The following is a 14,379-nucleotide window of genomic DNA, read 5'->3' as shown; positions in this document are numbered from 1 at the left end:
CTCTCCTTAATATTCTGTAATCTTGTCCGCAGCCTCAAAGTAACACAATTTTGCAAAATGCATCTTATGTGCATAATCAATATATTCCTGCAGATCATGTCGTCTGGACATCCGGACAAGCTCTACCTTCTGATCTTCCGCACGCAGCTTACATGCATACGCGATTGCTTCCTTCTGGTCTTCCTCCTTGTACAGGACAAGTACATTGGAATAATCAAGTGCAACGTCAATCTTATTTCTGGCGATCGCACTCATCAGATCATCGACATAAATCGCGAATCCAACGGACGGAGCCTTCTTGCCGAACTTCTCCATCAGGCTGTTGTATCGTCCACCCTTGACGATTGCATCACCGGTTCCGTATGTATAACCGCGGAACACGATTCCGGTATAATAATTAAAGCGGTTGATCATGGACAGATCAAAGCTCACATATTTTTCATATCCATAGCTTGTAAGTGCGGTATATACCTTCCGCATACGGGCAATCGCTTCTAATGAAGCTGCATTTGTCACAAGCTTTTCTGCATGGTCAAGCATATCCAGCCCGCCAAACAGACTCTCGAAGCTCTTCAGTGCCGTCTTGCGTTCTTCTGGAATTTCCAGTGTATTCACAAACTCTGTGAGTCCAAAGAAATTCTTTGAATGAATGTATTCCTTGATGCGCTGTTCTGTCTCATCATCCAGACCAGCCTCTTCAATCATGCCCTTGAAGAACTCCACTTCACCGATCTCAATCTGGAACTCCTTTAAACCCGCTGCAAGCAGACAATGAATCACACAGGCAATAATCTCCGCATCGGCAGCAGAACTGTCATCGTTAATCAATTCTCCACCAATCTGTGTAAACTCAGAAAGCTTTCCCTGATGCTGGTGTGTATTTAAAAATGTATTTCCTGCATAACACAGGCGGATCGGAAGCTGTTCTTCCGGATAATACTTTGCCACGCTCCGGGCAATACTCGGTGTGATATCCGGGCGTAACACCAAAGTGTTATTGTTGCGGTCAAAGAATTTATACATTTCGTTCGAAGCCGCAGACCCCTTATCCATATTGAAAATATCAAAATATTCAAAGCTTGGTGTATCAATATCCTGATAACTGTAAAGTTCTAACACATGATGAATCTGTGAAATTACTTTCTTTTTCTTCTTACACTCGGCATCATAGATATCCCGGACGCCTTCGGGTGTATGTAATAACTTTTCGTTCAAAACCAGCTCTCCTTTTATATCTCATTTCTAACGACATACAAAGTCTAGGATATTATACTCCATTTCTATCGAAAATTCAAAGTTTTTCCAATGTTTTTTCGTTCAGGCAGAAAAGTAGAACATTTGTTTGCATTTTTTTATATTCTATGCTATCATAAATACAGTTTTTAAATCAAAAGAAAGGGGATATGTTATGGCGAATCGAAAACTGACTGATAAGCAGCGGGAAATTCTGGAATATCTGAAGGAATGCATCTTACAAAAAGGGTATCCACCTGCCGTACGCGAGATCTGCGAGGCAGTTCATTTAAAATCAACCTCTTCGGTTCATGCACATCTGGAATCATTGGAGGAAAAAGGATATATCCGCAAAGATCCAACAAAACCGCGTGCGATTGAAATCTTAGATGATGAGTTTAATCTTGCAAGAAGAGAAGTCATCAATGTACCGATTGTTGGTACTGTCACCTGTGGCGAACCAATTCTTGCAGAGCAGAACATTCAGGGCTACTTTCCAATCCCACCGGAATATCTGCATGCAAATGGCAAGAATACATTCATGCTGAAGGTCAAAGGCGACAGCATGATCAATGCCGGCATCTTCGATGGCGATTTAGTTATGTGTGAGGAAGCACAGACAGCAAGAAACGCGGAAATGGTCGTTGCTCTGATTGATGATTCAGCAACTGTAAAAACTTACTACAAAGAAGCCGGTTACTACCGGTTACAACCAGAAAATGACACGATGGACCCAATCATCGTTCAGGACGGAGAACTCCAGATTCTCGGAAAGGTCATCGGATTGTTCCGTACGTTCTAGGAATGGTCGCCCGTATACAATCAATATTGGTCACACTACATAAAAAAGACAGATTCTAACTTTGAGGTGGCACCTCAAAATATGGAATCTGTCTTTTTTTCATGCATCAGATTAACTGAATATAAAATCGCAGTAGATACCCTGCTTATCTTCCTTACATGTAATGAACCGGTACCGTACACATCTGCCCTCGTTAAAGCGTACATAAAAGGACGAATACGGACTTGCAATCTTCCCCTGCAATTCATGAAAAACTGCCGCCGCGCGATCCACAGAAAACGACTCTAATTTCATGTCAATCGCAAATTGTTTGAAATGTTCTGTGACCGAAAAACTCTTAATCTCTTTTATACTATTCACAATGTCACAAAGTCTTTGCTGCAGTTCCGGTCCCGTTTGTAGCTGAACCTTGCTCATGTATGCATTCATGATCTTATACATAGCAGGTACTCCATTTCTCTTTAGTATTTTTGCTTATCCGGTATACGGTTATGTATCTCTTTGAACTCATCAAAATGCTGGATGAATAATTTGACAACCTTCGGATCGAAACTCTTGCCCGATAAACGTATAATCTCATCAAATGTATCTTCCAACGACCAGCCCTTCTTATAGTAACGGTCAGAGGTCAGTGCATCAAATACGTCACATACCGCCATCAAACGGCTGATATAGGCAATCTCTTCACCCTTCATACCGAGATATCCGGTACCATCCCAGCGCTCATGATGTTCCTTTGCCAGAATACACGCCAGATGCATCAGTTCACCCGGGCATTTCTCCAGAAGTGCCTCACCGTATAAGACATGGTTCTTCATAATCTGGTATTCTTCATCTGTCAGCTTATCCGGTTTATCAAGTATTTCTTCACTGATCATCAGCTTACCGATATCGTGCATCATGGATGCTGTCGATACCATCTCCACATATTCATCATCAAATCCAGACGCTTTCGCCAATACCCGCATATAGGCGGCAACTCGCTTGATATGCTCTCCGGTGAACTTCGATTTACTCTCACTAATCTCGGCGAACGAGAAGATAAGGCCTGTCTGGTTATCCTGCATCGTAACTGCCATATTGATTGCAGAGTTGATCATCATGGAATTTCGCTGTACGATGAAATATGCTGCAACGGAAAGCCCGAATACAACCACGATCTGTGGAACGACATAAGACATCATAACCTCTTCAAATGACTCACATGGAAATCCGATAAATACATCCGAAAACCGGAATGCAAAATAATTCGAACCAACAATGCCGCACGACATCAGAAGCGACGCAAACAGCACCAACGTCTGATTGTAATAAAGCGATGCCAGAAGGATCGGGAATAACATAATCGGATATGCATACGTCGATAAAAGTGTCAGCATCAGTGTCGCAATCAGACAGACACAAATAATAACGATATGCTTCGTCACAGGTGCATGATCAAATTTTAATATGTTGATGATCAGCGTTGGAATCAACGCAATAAAAATTGCAGACGCAAAGAATACGATCAGTACAGATTCATCCATATCCGTACCAAAATAACAATAAACAAATGCAAGCGCAAGAATCGCCACGATCACACGCATACATCTGGCAGAAATCTGATTAACTTTACTGTAATTATCCTGGATCAGTTTTTCCTTATTATTCAAATTAATACTCCCCCAGTCGTAAAAGCTCTCCATCCCTCCAAATATTATCTAAATCATAGAAGGATCTCTCTTTTTCTGAAAATACATGAATAATTATATCATAATAATCCAGTAAAATCCATCCTCCATTTGCATATCCTTCCCGATTTTTCATTTCGGCTCCGGCTTCCCGCATCGCATGCTCCACATTGTTGCACATTGCCTGCACCTGATTACGGTTGGAACCATCTGCAATTACGAGATAATCACACATAGAAGAAATCTCGGATATCCGAATAACACGAATATCATTGCCCTTCTTATCATCAAGTGCCTTTACAATTGTTCGAAGATATTTATTTTCACTCATACCCTGTCTCCTTACAGTTCCATGTTATGCACAACATAAAAATCATAGGTCTTCTGTGTCATATAATCCATCTCAGCGGTCGTCCGGTTCAGATAATCAAGTGTATTCTTCAATATATGGATCACGCACGCATCCAGATCCGTAAATGCCTCTTTGCGGATTTCCTCCATCTCCGGGAGCATCTTCCGGTTCGGTTCAATATAATCGGCGACAAAGATAATCTTATCCATCAGTGTCATGTTCGGGCGTCCGGTTGTATGATATGTGATCGCATCTAAGATCACCTGATCAACCACATCGTATTTGTACCGTGCATAATACGCGCCAAGCTTCGCATGCAGCATATCCGGATTCTTCTCCTCATATTTGCTGACCGGAAGTCCGTGCTTTCTCGCTTTCTCGAGCTTCGTCTTCGTCGGCAGTCCTTTCGCACAGTCATGCAGCAGTCCTGCTATACGCGCCTTTTCCACATCTTCTCCATGCACCATTGCCAGACAGGCAGCCGTATACTCGACACCAAAAGAATGTGTCAGTCTGGTCGCACTGATCTTGCCCTTCAATCTTGTTATCATTTTGTCTCTTGTCATCATATCTGTCTTCTCCCAGCTTCCTGCTTATAAAGTGCATGTGCTTCTATATACTGTAATACATCGTCCGGTACAAGTCCCTGTATAGATTCTCTCTTAGCAATCCGCGCCCGTATCTCACTTGATGAAACCGGAACCGGCGGCATCGCCACATAGGATATGTGAAACGCCGGATACTTCGTACAAAACCTGCGGATATATGTCTCGATCGTATCCCGTTGTTCCCCTCTTGCAACAACCAGAATCTCACACAGATTCGCCAGTCGTTCAAATTCATACCACTTGTGTAGCTGAAACAGCGAATCATCGCCGATCACAAATTCGATTGTAAGCTTCGGATACAGCTTCTTTAACCGGGTAAATGTATCCACGGTATATGTGTATCCATCCCATTTTAATTCAAAGTCACTGACCGAAATCTTCGGGATCTGTGCCATCGCCAGCCGGAGCATATCCATCCGCATGCTTCCATCCACAATCGCAGCTTCCTCCTTGTATGCCGGAATATGATTCGGCATACAGACAAGCTGATCTACTTCCGGACGTGCCTTTAAAACCGCCTGCGCAATCGCCACGTGACCGGCATGTACCGGATTAAATGTTCCTCCGAGAATCGCGATTGTATGAAATTGTTCGAATCTCACATCTGCCATCTTATTCCGGGAGAACGATTTTCGGATCTTTCTTTCTCTTCTTATACAACACGATCTTCTTGCCGATGACCTGTACAACCTGGCTGTGTGTACGCTCTGCCATCACAGCCGCGATTTCCTTCGGATCATCGAGGCAGTTCTTCAGAACACCAATTTTCACCAGCTCACGCTTTTCTAATGCTTCACTGACTGCTGTGCAGACCTCCGGTGTAAGGCTTGACTTTCCGATATTCATGATCGTATCGGCATTCATTGCCAGACTCTTCAGATAAGCTCTCTGCTTACTTGTCATATTCTTTCCTCTTTCCTTTTAATGATTTAACGATAATAATCAAACTCCAGACCATACAATCTTACGGTGTCTCCCTCTTCGATACCAAGATCTTCGAGCATCTGTAAGATTCCATTGTCCTTTAAGAATCTCTGGAAGAACGCAAAGCCCTTCTCAGACTCCAGATTCGTATAACCAAGCATCTTCTCGATCCGAGGACCTTCCACAAGGAATACATGCTCCTCTTCCTCAGACTTTGTCACCTCAAATGGCAGCTCCGGATCATCCATGAACTCTACATCCATCTCCGGTGCAAACTCAATTACCTCATCCGGTGCTTCCTTCACTAATTTATTTACATACCACAGCAGTTCTTCGACACCCTTGCCGGACACTGCTGATATCGGGAATACTTTGATTCCCTTTGGTTCATATTCGTCCTTCAATAACTGGATCACAGTCTCGTAATCCTCACCGTACAGCGCATCACACTTATTTGCGGCAATTACCATCGGCCGGCTTGCCAGCTCTTCATTGTACTGACGCAGTTCCTTGTTGATTGCTTCGATATCCACGATCGGATCTCTGCCCTCCGTCGATGCCGCATCAACAATGTGGATCAGCACCTTTGTACGCTCGATGTGACGTAAGAATTCAATTCCCAGTCCAACACCTTCCGATGCACCTTCAATAATACCCGGAATGTCCGCGATTACAAATCCCTGCTTTTCTCCAAGATCGACCACACCGAGATTCGGATTGAGTGTTGTGAAATGATAGTTTGCAATCTTCGGTTTTGCATTTGTCACACGGGACAGGAATGTGGATTTACCAACATTCGGGAATCCAACTAATCCAACATCTGCGATCATCTTAAGCTCTAAGGTTACCCAGAGCTCTTTCGCCGGTTTTCCCGGCTGTGCATACTTTGGTGCCTGCATGACCGATGTCACATACTGACGGTTTCCTTTGCCGCCTCTGCCGCCTTTCAGCAGCGTTACCGGTTCGGTCTTATTCGACATATCCAATATTACTTTTCCGGTTTCTGCATCCTTTACGACGGTACCTGCCGGAACCTTCAGGATAATATCCTTTCCGTTAGCACCATGGCAGTTTCTTTTTCCGCCTTCTTCTCCATCCTGTGCCACATATTTACGCACATGACGGAAATCCGTAAGCGTATTTAATCCGGGATCTACCACGAAGATAACATCGCCGCCATCGCCGCCGTCGCCGCCGTCCGGACCGCCATCCGGCACATATAATTCCCGGCGAAATGACACATGTCCGTCGCCGCCTTTTCCTGATCTTATAAATATTTTCGCTCTATCTGCAAACATGGGACGCCCTCCCTCATAAATACGATTACCAAATTAACTCATAAATCCAGAAAAAGCCGGGATATAACTCCCGGCTCTTCTAGTGCTTTCTTACTCAGCTGACTCTACAGGGTATACAGAAGCCTGCTTCTTATCTCTACCCTTTCTCTCGAAACGTAAAACACCATCTACAAGTGCAAATAATGTGTCGTCTCCGCCGATACCAACGTTCACACCAGGATGAATCTTAGTTCCACGCTGTCTGAATAAAATATTACCAGCCTTTACAAACTGTCCGTCTGCTCTCTTGGCGCCGAGTCTCTTAGACTCTGAATCTCTACCGTTCTTAGTAGAACCAACACCCTTCTTATGAGCAAAGAACTGTAAATCCATTCTTAACATAGTCGTTACACCTCCTTGTAGTGTACTTGCAAATACTTCTTTCCGTATTCCTTCTCGATATTGGAAAGCCCCATATCCAAGGCACGGATCAATAATTGTCCTTGTTCATCGCTGTCCGATGAAAATTTGAATTTTATGCTTCCGGATGAATCCTGCTCGCATGCACACACATTCTCTGTGAGTGCATCCACCGCATTCACGGTATTGATGACAAGCGCTGATACCGAAGCACAGATAATATCTTTGCCTGCGTTCTCATAGCCTGCATGTCCGCTTACCGAAAATCCACGGTAAGTCTTATCCGAATACATATAAAACACTGCCTGTATCATAGTTTCAATTAAGCGTTGATTGCTTCAATCTTAACCTGAGTAAACGGCTGTCTGTGACCCTGCTTCTTATGATAGCCAGTCTTTCTCTTGTACTTGTAAACAACAACCTTCTTACCCTTACCTTCGCCAAGAACAGTTGCCTTTACAGAAGCGCTCTTGCAAGCATCTCCACAAAGTACATCTTTGTCAGTATTCACTGCAACTACGTCGAATGATACCTCTGAGCCTTCCTCAGCATTAAGCTTCTCTACCTTAATGATATCTCCTTCAGCTACCTTGTACTGCTTTCCGCCTGTTGCTATAATTGCGTACATATGGTTTCCTCCTATTATCATTACTCGCCAGTTTCGGTGCTGCATGATTGCAGACTTGTACCCCACTGTGCGGCACACTCGTATATATTAGCATCTGATTGTATGCTTGTCAACACAAAAAATATAATATTTTGTAATTTTTTATGTTAACCTATTTGATTTCTGAAAATACCTCGTGCAATGCACGTTTTCCTTTTTGTCTTGTCAGCTCGACAAGTCCAAGCTTCGTCATATCCACCACAGTTGTCCGGACCGGATCAGTGCGTACATATTCTGCCAGATTCTTCATAAGCTCATGATTATGACTTTCTTCCTTCATGTTGATGAAATCAATCATCACAATTCCGGAAATATTACGCAGCCGGAGCTGCCTTGCAATCTCCTTTGCCGCTTCGATGTTAATCTTCAGGAACTGCTCCTCCGCATTTTTCCCTTTGATTGACTTGCCGCTATTGACATCGATCACCGTCATGGCTTCCGTCGGCTCGATTACCAGATATGCCCCGGACTTTAAGTATGCGCGCTTCGAAAGCGTCTTCTCAAGCAGACTTGCAAGCGAATACCGAAGCGTAAGTGTATATTCGTCCGTATAGAGTGGGATCTCCGAGATTGCTTCCGTCACCTCTGGAATATCGGTCACGATCTCCACATCCTGCAATGCATGCATCCGCCGGATATCTTTGATATATTCGACCTCCGTGTGGTACAGGCAGGTATATTGTGTTGCATACTCGGACTTCTTCATAATCGAATAAAGCAGTCGTGCCTGTCCTTCGATTTCCCGCGTAATCGCAGCATCCTCCGCATGCTCTGCCTGCGTCCGGATAATTCCACCAAGTGTAAGCTTTTTTATCCGCTCGATCTCTGCCACATTTCCTTCTGCCAAATAGAACTGCGCATCCTGCTCTGCTATAAGCAGGTTCTGCATCAAAGTCTTTAATTCCTTTTTTCTTGCACTATCTGTAATCTTGGAAGAAACTCCGACAGGTGCAAAAAGCGTCGTTACCGCGTAATCTCCCTGCAGGGAAATATCTGTCGTCACCGCATAACGTTTTGTCTTGATCTTATCACGCACGACCTGCACCGTCACGAGATCACCGACCTTTAATTTCTCCCCGTGGTAATCATCCATCGACAGATAACAACTCTCGCCCTTTTTGATATCCACGAACGCCGCATTGATGTTCGGCGATAGATTCGAGACTCGCGCCCGGTAGACATTTCCAAGGATACTGTCCGCCTCATAACACCGGATCTCCATCGCTTTTCCATCCTCGAACAGGATTCCAAGCTTCTTCTTATTCCATTCTGTAAATACAAACTGCTTCATACTCTCTTATCTGCTTCCCACATCATATGTCACCACGCATCAGCGTGCTTCATTATATCCTGCGGCACATCCATTAAAATCTCGTTCCACTTGCGGAAAGCGGCTGTAACTCCTCTTTCTCGCCCATGTATGTCTCCAGCCGGTGAATCCGGTAATCATACCGGTTAAACGGTACACCCGCTTCGTTACACATCGCCTCTACGACAAGCTCCGGCTTTAAGTTATCCTTGCTTCCGGATGCAAGCAGCATATAGACGCCATCCTTGTATTCTTTGATTTCATAGATGAGTGGACGGATATCCGTCAGTTCCTCTTTGGACTTCGTCTTCTTGACGATCTCAACCTTGTCTTTCTCTGCAAATGCAGGCAGCGCCTGTAAAAGCTGCGGTATTGTATCGTTCTCACATTCCTCGTTTTTGTAGATATAATAGTCAGACGCGGTCACGATTGCCATCGACGGCTTCGCATTGTCCGGAAGCTCGATGATATCCAATACCTGAATCTCCGGTGGCATCGTCGCATTCAGGCGCGCCATCATATCTTCGGTCGTTGTCACGCTCTCAAACTCTCCATCGAAATATTCCCCCTCCGATGTCATGCCAAGCGGCATCGGTGCCGCAAAGGAGATCATCTGGTGAGGCGAAAAGCCCTTCGAATATGAGACATCCAGCTTCGCCCGCCGGATCGCCTTCTGGAAGAACCGCATAATATCGAGATGTCCAATGAAACGAAGACTTCCAAGCTTGGTGTATTTAATTCTTAGCTTCAAAGCAGACACCTCCTCCATATGTGGCAGAACCACAGCCAGAACACTGCATCCGGCAGTTTCCGGTCGTTTTTCCCTCCTGTGCCTTATGCCACTCCTGTAACAGGAACCCGCGGCTCACACCGACGTCTAAATGCTCCCACGGGAACACTTCGTCATCCGGTCTTTTTCTCGCTGTATAAAATTCGATATCGACATGATGGTTTGCAAACGCATTTTCATACCGCTGCATATCAAAATACTCTGTCCACGCATCGAAGATGCCACCCTGTTCATACACATCTAAGATTGCCGCACCCAGTCTACGGTCACCTCTTGCAAGCACACCCTCTAAAATTGAGATTCCTGCATCGTGATACGAAAACTTCAGACTCTTCTGGTTTCGCTGTGCCCGGAAGGAGTCCTTCACATATCTTGCCCGGCGGGTAAATTCATCCGGTAGGATCATCGGTGCCCACTGGAACGGTGTAAATGGCTTCGGTACAAAATACGATGCCGATGCGTTGATCATGACACGGCCATTTCGTTTTTCCTTTGGTACATTGTCAAAATATACCTCTGAGATACGCTCTGCCAGATCCGCGATACCATACAGATCCTCATCAGTCTCCGTCGGAAGTCCGAGCATGAAATAAAGCTTGACCTTATCCCAGCCACCAAGGAACGCCTGTCTGCTTCCCTCTAACAGATTCTCGTCTGTAATTCCCTTGTTGATAACATCCCGCAGACGCTGGGTACCTGCCTCCGACGCAAATGTCAGGGAGGACTTCTTGATATCCTGCACCTTACTCATGACATCGAGAGAAAATGCATCGATACGAAGTGATGGCAATGACACGTTTACATGATCGGTATCCCGCAATGTAATCAGATAATTCAGCAGCACATCGAGATTCTCGTAATCACTCGAGCTAAGCGAGCTTAACGAAATCTCTTCGTAGCCGGTATTATCCAGCATCGTCCGCGCGTATTTTTTGAGCATTTCCACATTCTTCTGTCTCGTCGGACGATAGATCATTCCCGCCTGACAGAACCGACAGCCACGGATACAGCCACGCATGATTTCCAGACACACACGATCCTGTGTTGCCCGGATATACGGTACAACCGGCTTCATCGGGTATGATACATTCTCAAAATCAACGACGACCTGACGTTTTACCTTTGCTGGGACATCCTCATATTTCGGTACGACCTTCTCGATCGTTCCATCTTCCTGATACGAAACCTCATACATCGATGGCACATAAATACCCGGAATCGAAGATGCTCTCCGCAGGAAATCCTCCCGGCTCATGTCCGAATGTTTATACTGTTTGTACAGATCAAGCAATGCATCGTAGCTTGTCTCGCCCTCTCCGATATAGAAGATATCGAAGAAATCCGCCATCGGCTCCGGATTCACTGTACAAGGTCCGCCACCAATCACGATCGGATGCTCCTTCGTACGATCCTTCGCAAGCAATGGAATGCCTGCTAAATCAATGACCTGTAATATATTGGTGTAACACATCTCGTACTGGATCGTAATTGCAAGCCAGTCAAATTCCGAGATTGCCGTCTGTGTCTCCAACGAAAAAAGCGGAATGTGCTCCTTCCGCATGATCGCATCCAAGTCCGGCCATGGGCTGTACACACGCTCACAGTACACGTCCTCTCTGCGGTTAAACATGTCATACAAGATCTGAATTCCCAGATATGACATGCCGATCTCATAAACATCCGGAAAGCACATGGCGATCCGGACGTCTACCTCACTTAAGTTCTTGCGAACCATATTTACTTCATTTCCGATATAACGGGCCGGCTTTTCAATCTGCATCAAAACCCGTTCCGGAAGTGCTAATCTTTGTTCCATTCAATCTGACCTTTATTATTTATATTAGTTCTTAAAGCTGTGGATCGGTGCCGGGATTCTTCCCCCACGATTGATAAATGCATCGCAGGAATACTGGTTCACCGGCATGATTGGAGCATAGCCAAGCAGTCCACCAAACTCTGCCTTATCGCCAACTGTCTTTCCGATTACAGGAATGATACGGACAGCTGTTGTCTTCTGGTTTACCATACCAAGCGCCATCTCATCTGCGATAATACCGGAGATTGTCGTTGCCTTCGTATCGCCAGGGATTGCAAGCATATCCAGACCGACGGAGCAGACACAAGTCATTGCCTCAAGCTTCTCGATTGTAAGAGCACCTGCCTCAACCGCATCGATCATACGCTGATCCTCACTGACCGGAATAAATGCACCGGAAAGTCCACCGACATACGAGGATGCCATAACGCCACCCTTCTTCACCTGATCATTGAGCATGGCAAGTGCCGCAGTTGTACCTGGTGCACCGGAAAATTCCAGACCAATCTCCTCAAGGATTTCACCGACACTATCTCCGACTGCAGGTGTTGGAGCAAGCGAAAGATCGATAATGCCAAACGGCACTCCCAATCTCGCAGATGCTTCCTTCGCTACAAGCTGTCCAACTCTTGTGATCTTAAATGCAGTCTTCTTGATTGTCTCACAAAGCACCTCGAAATTCTCACCGCGCACTGCCTCAAGTGCTGCCTTTACAACACCCGGACCACTAACACCAACGTTAATGATGCAATCTGCCTCTGTCACACCATGGAATGCACCTGCCATAAACGGATTGTCATCCGGCGCATTACAGAACACAACAAACTTTGCACAGCCGATGGAATCCTGATCCTTCGTAAGCTCTGCTGTCTCCAATACAATTTCACCGATCAGCTTGACTGCATCCATATTGATACCGGTCTTTGTGGAACCGGTATTGACAGAAGAACAAACCTTTCCAGTTACTGCCAATGCCTTTGGGATAGAACGGATCAAAAGCTCATCAGCCTTTGTCATACTCTTCGAAACAAGAGCAGAATATCCACCGATAAAGTTAACGCCTACCTTATCTGCTGCACGATCAAGCGTCTTTGCGATTTCCACGAAATCATCGCTTGTCTTACATACACTGCCACCTACAAGTGCGATCGGTGTAACAGATATACGCTTATTTACGATTGGAATACCATATTTCTTAGAGATTTCCTCACCTGTATAAACCAGATCCTTTGCCTTCATTGTGATCTTGTTATAGATATTATCACAGGTTTCCTTGAGTGTACCGCCCACACAGTCAAGCAGGCTGATACCCATTGTGATCGTACGGACATCCAGATTCATCCGGGAGATCATTGCATTGGTTTCAATTACTTCATTTATGCTAATCATTTGCTTTCCTCCATCCAATTACAGTCTGTGCATCATGTCAAAGATTTCTTCCTGCTGTGCCTTGATCTGCACACCAAGTTCCTCTCCGATACCTGCAAGATCCTCCGCAATCTGGTCATGATCCTTGGATGCAGCTTCAGCATTGACAACCATCATCATATTGAAATAGCCATCTACGATCGTCTGGGCAATATCAAGGATGTTGATATTGTTCTCGGCAAGGTATACACACACTTTTGCAATAATACCGACTCTGTCTTTTCCTACTACCGTGATAATTGTTTTCTTCATCTTACTCTTCCTCCGTGTATTGAAAATATACTTAAATATCAAGCAGCGCACTGTGTGTATCTCTGTTTGCCACCTGCAAATGAAAATCCCGCACATCGTCTGTGAACGGATTTCCTTCTAACTCCGCCGCAACTGCCGCATAGGCAAGCTCCGGTAAGTTATTTTCCTTTGACAAATGTCCAAGAAAAATAGTTTTTATATGATCATTGAGCACATCACGGATCAGTTTCCCGCCCGCTTCGTTGCACAAATGTCCATAACTGCTTAAGATCCGCTGCTTGGTCGAATACGGATATGGTCCAACCTGCAGCATACGGATATCATGATTTGCCTCCACCAAAAGCGCATCCGCGTCTTTGAGTGCCTGTATCATATAACCATCATATCCTCCCATATCGGTCGCAACGGCAATCTTCCTGCCATCACACAGCAGGCTGTAGCAGACTGGATCGGCCGCATCATGCCACGTACTGTGTGCCAGGATCTCAATATTGCCGACCATAAATGGTTCATCCGGCTGAATACTATGGAACAACCCATAGTCAAGCGTTCCAAGGCTCGTTGTGTATTTGATTTCTTCTATTGTCGCTTCTGTCGCATAGATTGGAATGCCATACGCTCTTGATATTACACCGAGACCACGTATATGGTCAATATGTTCATGCGTAATCACGATGCCGTTGATGTCTGCAAACGTCCGGTCTACGTCCTGTAACGCATCCAGTATTTTTTTCTTGCTGACACCGACATCGACTAATATCCCTGTATTTTCACTGCCAACGTATGTACAGTTTCCACTGCTTCCACTGGCAATCGTCATCATCTTCATAG

General features: G+C 45.1%; 18 protein-coding genes. 1 reads left to right on the top strand and 17 read right to left on the bottom strand.

Features of this window, described 5'->3' with window-relative positions:
- Positions 1 to 6 precede the first annotated feature (6 nt).
- Entirely contained in the window at positions 7 to 1,215 is a 1,209-nt protein-coding gene (hisZ, locus tag H9Q76_RS06530) for an ATP phosphoribosyltransferase regulatory subunit (protein ID WP_021985550.1), read from the bottom strand.
- Between the two features lie 193 nt (positions 1,216 to 1,408).
- On the opposite strand from hisZ, the gene lexA reads away from it, so the two are divergent.
- The gene (lexA, locus tag H9Q76_RS06525) at positions 1,409 to 2,035 is read left to right on the top strand and encodes a transcriptional repressor LexA (protein ID WP_021985551.1); all 627 of its coding nucleotides are present in this window, start codon (positions 1,409 to 1,411) and stop codon (positions 2,033 to 2,035) included.
- A 111-nt stretch (positions 2,036 to 2,146) separates the two neighbouring features.
- Here lexA and H9Q76_RS06520 read toward each other — a convergent pair whose 3' ends face one another.
- The 16 genes from H9Q76_RS06520 to H9Q76_RS06445 all read right to left on the bottom strand — a co-directional run bounded on the left by H9Q76_RS06520 (position 2,147) and on the right by H9Q76_RS06445 (position 14,377).
- Positions 2,147 to 2,476, bottom strand: a complete 330-nt coding sequence (locus H9Q76_RS06520) for a hypothetical protein (protein WP_021985552.1) — start codon at positions 2,474 to 2,476, stop codon at positions 2,147 to 2,149.
- Between the two features lie 20 nt (positions 2,477 to 2,496).
- Positions 2,497 to 3,687, bottom strand: a complete 1,191-nt coding sequence (locus tag H9Q76_RS06515) for an HD-GYP domain-containing protein (RefSeq protein WP_021985553.1) — start codon at positions 3,685 to 3,687, stop codon at positions 2,497 to 2,499.
- A 1-nt stretch (position 3,688) separates the two neighbouring features.
- Positions 3,689 to 4,036, bottom strand: a complete 348-nt coding sequence (gene rsfS / locus H9Q76_RS06510; RefSeq protein ID WP_021985554.1) for a ribosome silencing factor — start codon at positions 4,034 to 4,036, stop codon at positions 3,689 to 3,691.
- An 11-nt stretch (positions 4,037 to 4,047) separates the two neighbouring features.
- Positions 4,048 to 4,626 (bottom strand): bis(5'-nucleosyl)-tetraphosphatase (symmetrical) YqeK, encoded by a 579-nt coding sequence (yqeK, locus tag H9Q76_RS06505; RefSeq protein ID WP_021985555.1) that lies wholly within the window; start codon positions 4,624 to 4,626, stop codon positions 4,048 to 4,050.
- Positions 4,623 to 5,267: a nicotinate (nicotinamide) nucleotide adenylyltransferase gene (gene nadD / locus H9Q76_RS06500; RefSeq protein ID WP_182428786.1), complete on the bottom strand. Its 645-nt coding sequence runs from the start codon at positions 5,265 to 5,267 to the stop codon at positions 4,623 to 4,625. The genes yqeK and nadD overlap by 4 nt, the downstream gene beginning before the upstream one ends.
- A 10-nt stretch (positions 5,268 to 5,277) precedes the next feature.
- Entirely contained in the window at positions 5,278 to 5,568 is a 291-nt protein-coding gene (locus tag H9Q76_RS06495) for a YhbY family RNA-binding protein (RefSeq protein WP_021985557.1), read from the bottom strand.
- A 26-nt stretch (positions 5,569 to 5,594) separates the two neighbouring features.
- Positions 5,595 to 6,887: a GTPase ObgE gene (gene obgE, locus H9Q76_RS06490; RefSeq protein WP_021985558.1), complete on the bottom strand. Its 1,293-nt coding sequence runs from the start codon at positions 6,885 to 6,887 to the stop codon at positions 5,595 to 5,597.
- 90 nt (positions 6,888 to 6,977) lie between these two features.
- Positions 6,978 to 7,268 (bottom strand): 50S ribosomal protein L27, encoded by a 291-nt coding sequence (rpmA, locus tag H9Q76_RS06485; protein ID WP_117780163.1) that lies wholly within the window; start codon positions 7,266 to 7,268, stop codon positions 6,978 to 6,980.
- Between the two features lie 5 nt (positions 7,269 to 7,273).
- Complete coding sequence (locus H9Q76_RS06480; RefSeq protein ID WP_021985560.1) at positions 7,274 to 7,579, bottom strand: ribosomal-processing cysteine protease Prp; 306 nt, start codon at positions 7,577 to 7,579, stop codon at positions 7,274 to 7,276.
- A 29-nt stretch (positions 7,580 to 7,608) separates the two neighbouring features.
- Positions 7,609 to 7,914 carry a 50S ribosomal protein L21 gene (gene rplU / locus H9Q76_RS06475; RefSeq protein ID WP_021985561.1) on the bottom strand — a complete coding sequence of 102 codons (306 nt, stop codon included), beginning with the start codon at positions 7,912 to 7,914 and terminating at the stop codon, positions 7,609 to 7,611.
- A 151-nt stretch (positions 7,915 to 8,065) separates the two neighbouring features.
- A complete protein-coding gene (locus H9Q76_RS06470) occupies positions 8,066 to 9,244 on the bottom strand; it encodes a ribonuclease E/G (protein ID WP_021985562.1) in 1,179 nt (392 codons plus the stop codon).
- A 73-nt stretch (positions 9,245 to 9,317) separates the two neighbouring features.
- The gene (locus tag H9Q76_RS06465) at positions 9,318 to 10,022 is read right to left on the bottom strand and encodes a TIGR03936 family radical SAM-associated protein (protein WP_227572925.1); all 705 of its coding nucleotides are present in this window, start codon (positions 10,020 to 10,022) and stop codon (positions 9,318 to 9,320) included.
- Entirely contained in the window at positions 9,997 to 11,868 is a 1,872-nt protein-coding gene (locus tag H9Q76_RS06460) for a TIGR03960 family B12-binding radical SAM protein (protein ID WP_021985564.1), read from the bottom strand. Before H9Q76_RS06460 ends, H9Q76_RS06465 begins: the two co-directional genes overlap by 26 nt.
- A gap of 24 nt (positions 11,869 to 11,892) precedes the next feature.
- A complete protein-coding gene (locus H9Q76_RS06455; protein ID WP_021985565.1) occupies positions 11,893 to 13,257 on the bottom strand; it encodes a PFL family protein in 1,365 nt (454 codons plus the stop codon).
- An 18-nt stretch (positions 13,258 to 13,275) separates the two neighbouring features.
- Positions 13,276 to 13,548: an ACT domain-containing protein gene (locus H9Q76_RS06450; protein ID WP_021985566.1), complete on the bottom strand. Its 273-nt coding sequence runs from the start codon at positions 13,546 to 13,548 to the stop codon at positions 13,276 to 13,278.
- A gap of 31 nt (positions 13,549 to 13,579) precedes the next feature.
- Positions 13,580 to 14,377, bottom strand: a complete 798-nt coding sequence (locus H9Q76_RS06445; RefSeq protein WP_021985567.1) for an MBL fold metallo-hydrolase — start codon at positions 14,375 to 14,377, stop codon at positions 13,580 to 13,582.
- Between the last annotated feature and the right edge of the window lie 2 nt (positions 14,378 to 14,379).

It is taken from the genome of Wujia chipingensis (assembly GCF_014337155.1).
Classification (GTDB): domain Bacteria; phylum Bacillota; class Clostridia; order Lachnospirales; family Lachnospiraceae; genus Coprococcus_C; species Coprococcus_C hominis.
This window is presented reverse-complemented; position numbering and strand designations above follow the sequence as displayed.